General features: G+C 50.3%; 4 protein-coding genes. 2 read left to right on the top strand and 2 right to left on the bottom strand.

Annotated features, from left to right (window positions below; all coding sequences use genetic code 11):
- Window positions 1-399 precede the first annotated feature (399 nt).
- The gene (locus VIN66_RS06075; protein ID WP_331923134.1) at window positions 400-1,047 is read left to right on the top strand and encodes a DVUA0089 family protein; all 648 of its coding nucleotides are present in this window, start codon (window positions 400-402) and stop codon (window positions 1,045-1,047) included.
- A 139-nt stretch (window positions 1,048-1,186) separates the two neighbouring features.
- Window positions 1,187-1,927, top strand: coding sequence for a ferredoxin--NADP reductase (locus tag VIN66_RS06080; protein ID WP_331923135.1), 741 nt, complete (start codon window positions 1,187-1,189; stop codon window positions 1,925-1,927).
- 4 nt (window positions 1,928-1,931) lie between these two features.
- On the opposite strand, the gene traT is transcribed toward VIN66_RS06080, so the two are convergent.
- Both traT and VIN66_RS06090 read right to left on the bottom strand, forming a co-directional pair.
- Window positions 1,932-2,750, bottom strand: coding sequence for a complement resistance protein TraT (gene traT / locus VIN66_RS06085; protein WP_134057724.1), 819 nt, complete (start codon window positions 2,748-2,750; stop codon window positions 1,932-1,934).
- The coding region (locus tag VIN66_RS06090; RefSeq protein ID WP_331923136.1) for a complement resistance protein TraT at window positions 2,751-3,544 on the bottom strand (794 nt) is incomplete at its 5' end.

Raw genomic sequence — 3,544 nt, forward strand, 5'->3', positions numbered from 1 at the left:
CATCCATGGCTTTGGGCTCAAGCTGATACACCTGTTTACCGCAGCGCACTGTGTTAGCAGCAGGCTCAACCTGCCAGTCGCCGAAAAAAAACGCGTTACTCATAATGTACAAACTAAATGACTTTGCTAACCAACATAACATGCGTAGCCGCTTTAGTTTAGTGCTGTTTTAGTGTTTCTTAATGCGGGAAATAATTTTAACAGAGCCAATATATAATATTTCTTAAGATAATGACTTAAATCATATTTTTCTTAGTCATTTTTGTCAGAAAAATTTACAAAGGCATTTAAAGTGCATTTTATTAACTTTTAATTCAACAATTTAACTTATGGCATGCTTTTCGCTTTGCTGCGCCGCTGAAACAATTCAGCCAACAATAACAAGAGCAAGGAAAACGCATGTTAAGTTATAAAAACACAGTATCGGCTTTACTAAAATATACCGTTTTACCCGCGGCGCTGGTGTTAAGCACCGCTGCAAATGCTGCTTTGATTAATTTCAGTGGCGAACTGGCCAACCCGAATTCGGTGGTCATTACCGAGTTTGTTGTTGAAGCTGACAGCAATATCAGAGGCTGGACGGATTCATTTAGTGACTTTACTAATTTTGACCCTATTACCAGCTTGTGGGACAGTGCAGGCAACTTGTTGCTGAACAATGATGATAACCCGAATATCAACCCTGCCACTCAGTCTTATTATGATTCTGGTTTCCAAACGGTGTTAAGTGCCGGCACCTATTATTTTACCATGAGCGTATTTAACAATTTTCCAATCGGCGGCCAGAATTTGTTCTCTGGCAACCCATTTGCGGGTTTAAGTGCTAATGCAGGCTGTGCTGATACCAATAGTTGCAGCATTGCTGACTGGTACGCCGGCAATGGCAGAACAGCGCCAAATGGGGACCCGGTTGGCAGCATGTACAGCCTGTGGCTGGACGGCGTGGCCTCAGCCGAAGTGGTCAATCCGCCAAATCCGGTACCGGCACCAGCCAGCCTGCTGCTGCTGGCTGCCGGGTTATTCGGTTTACTGCGCAAAAAACGCTAAGCTGTAAAGCAGATAAACAGCTACGGCGGTTTATCTGCATTTCCTACCCGCCGCAGCACTTCTACCCCATTACGGCTTTGCTTGAGTATCCGCTCAGCTTTGCTAGGCTAGAGCCAAAGTAAGCTTAAGGACACAGATTATGGCGCAATGGCTTAGCGGCACCGTTACAGCTAATCATCACTGGCATGCCAATTTATTCAGTATAAAACTGCAGGCACCGGCCTTTGACTTTACTGCCGGCCAGTTTGTGCGCTTGGGTATCGATACCAACGACGGGCGCGTGCAGCGCGCTTATTCACTGGTTAACAGCCCCGGCAACACTGAGCTGGAATTTTTAGTCAGCACAGTTGCCGATGGCAAGTTGTCGCCACTGCTGCAACAGTTAAAAATGGGCGACACACTGGACGTTAGCCAGCCGGCATCCGGCTTTTTTGTGCTGGATGAAGTGCCCGCTGGTGATAACCTGTGGCTGATGGCAAGCGGCACCGGTATCGGCCCTTACTTGTCGATGCTTGGCACAACGCAGCTTTGGCAGCGCTTTAACCATGTCATACTGGTGCACAGCGTGCGCACCCTTGCCGATCTGGTCTATCGCGAGCTGATAACACAATGCCAGCACCAATATCCCGGCCAGCTGCACTATCAACCAATTGTTACCCGCGAAGCGCACAGCGGCGCCCTGAGTAAACGTTTACCTGAGCTGATACAAAGCGGTGAGCTGCAAAGCGCGTGTCAGCAAAGCCTGACCAACCGCTCGCAAGTGATGCTATGCGGTAATCCGCAGATGATTACCGATACCAAAGCCGTACTGGAAGGCCTGGGGCTGACCAAAAACCTGCGCCGCAGCCCCGGCAATATTACAGTGGAACAATACTGGTAGAATATCAGAAGATACCGGCTAACGAGCGCAGTAAGCCCTGATGTAGCGGCTGTTCAGCGTCCTGCCAGTCCAGATTAGCTTTATTGGCAAAACTCACCACTTTAAGCTGGTATTTACGCATATCGGTATCGCGTTGCCATAGCTGCTCAAAAGCACCGCTATCACCCTGCAATAACTGATGTTCGCTGTATTCCTGCACTTTTTGCTCGCTGTCCGGCGCGATACGCTCAGCAATCTGAATATCGGTCAGCATGGTGTAATACTTATCCTGCACCAGCTGGTTACCGATATACTCAGCGCCGGCGAAAGCAGCCAACACCACCAGCGCGCGGGCAACATCTTTGCCATCAATATTGGTGCCGACTGAGGTATCAACAAACACGGCAGCATTGCGGCTATAGCGCTCGCTGCGCTGCTCGGGTGTTTCCGGTGCCGGCGGCGGAGCCATGCCAGGGTTGAGCATCGCATGAATCTCTTCGTCACTCATGCCGTATTCAGATGCTAATACCTTGTCAGGGCGCTCTTTTAGCACGGTACGCACATTTACCTGCAGCCAGTACTGGGCATTGATTGGCGAGTTCACCAGATGATAACCACGCTGCAGCATAAATTGGCGCACATCGTCATTCAGCGGTAACTGGTATTCGGCGGTGGTATTGCGGATATCAACAAAAATCGTGCGCTGCTCCGGTTCTACCGGATCTAAATACACGGTCTGACTCATGCGGGTTTGCACATCCAGCTCGCGCTTAGCGACTGACGTATGCAAAGCAGTACAGGCAGTTAATGCCCATACGGCAAGCAGCAGTGCAGCTATACGCATTTAGAATAAACCCGCCAGTGAGCGCACCAGGCCCTGGGTCAGTTGTGGCTCCGCTTCTGGCCACTTCAGGTTGGCCTGATTGGCAAAGCTGGCAACACGGGTCTGATATTTACGCATGTCGCTCTGACGTTGATAGCTGGATGTCGTGCTGCCACTATCGCCCTGGATCAGCTGATGCTGCGAGCTCTCACTGACCGTGCCATCAAAACGCTCCATGATCTGAATATCAGTGATCACGCTGTAATACACATCTTCTACCATCGCATCAACCACGGTACCAACTATAGCGCCGCCAACAAGGGCTCCGGCTGTCGCGCCACCTGAGCTACCCCCCGTTGCGCGGTGAATGGCATAGCCTGTTACAGCACCGGCAGCGATGCCCGGCCCGGCGGCTAAGGCGCTGTTAGTATCGCGGGCATTGCTGCGGCCCACTTGCAATACATTAGCTTGTAACCAGTAATGGGCGCGTTTGGGGCTGTCAATTACCTGATAGCCGCGCGCTTGCAGGCTTTGCACAACCTGTGGCTTCAGATCAAATTCGGGTTTGTCAGAGGTGTTGCGGATATCAACAAAAATAGTGCGCTGCTCCGGCTCTACCGGGTCGAGGAAAATCGAGCTGCTCATTTTTGTCTGTACATCTAAATTACGTTTGGCGACAGCGGTATGTAAAGCGCCACAGCCCGACAGGCTTAATGTGCTGATAAGTAACGCCGACATTAATACAGTTTTCATTTTTGCTCCTTTACCGTTGTATTCCATCATTAACGGGACAACGGTTAAATTCTGACCGGTTT

Source organism: Rheinheimera sp. (assembly GCF_036568245.1).
Classification (GTDB): domain Bacteria; phylum Pseudomonadota; class Gammaproteobacteria; order Enterobacterales; family Alteromonadaceae; genus Alishewanella.

Coding starts and splice junctions, on each gene's coding strand:
- VIN66_RS06080 (WP_331923135.1), top strand. CDS start 1,187: ATGGCGCAATGGCTTAGCGGCACCGTTACAGCTAATCATCACTGGCAT.
- VIN66_RS06075 (WP_331923134.1), top strand. CDS start 400: ATGTTAAGTTATAAAAACACAGTATCGGCTTTACTAAAATATACCGTT.
- traT (WP_134057724.1), bottom strand. CDS start 2,750: ATGCGTATAGCTGCACTGCTGCTTGCCGTATGGGCATTAACTGCCTGT.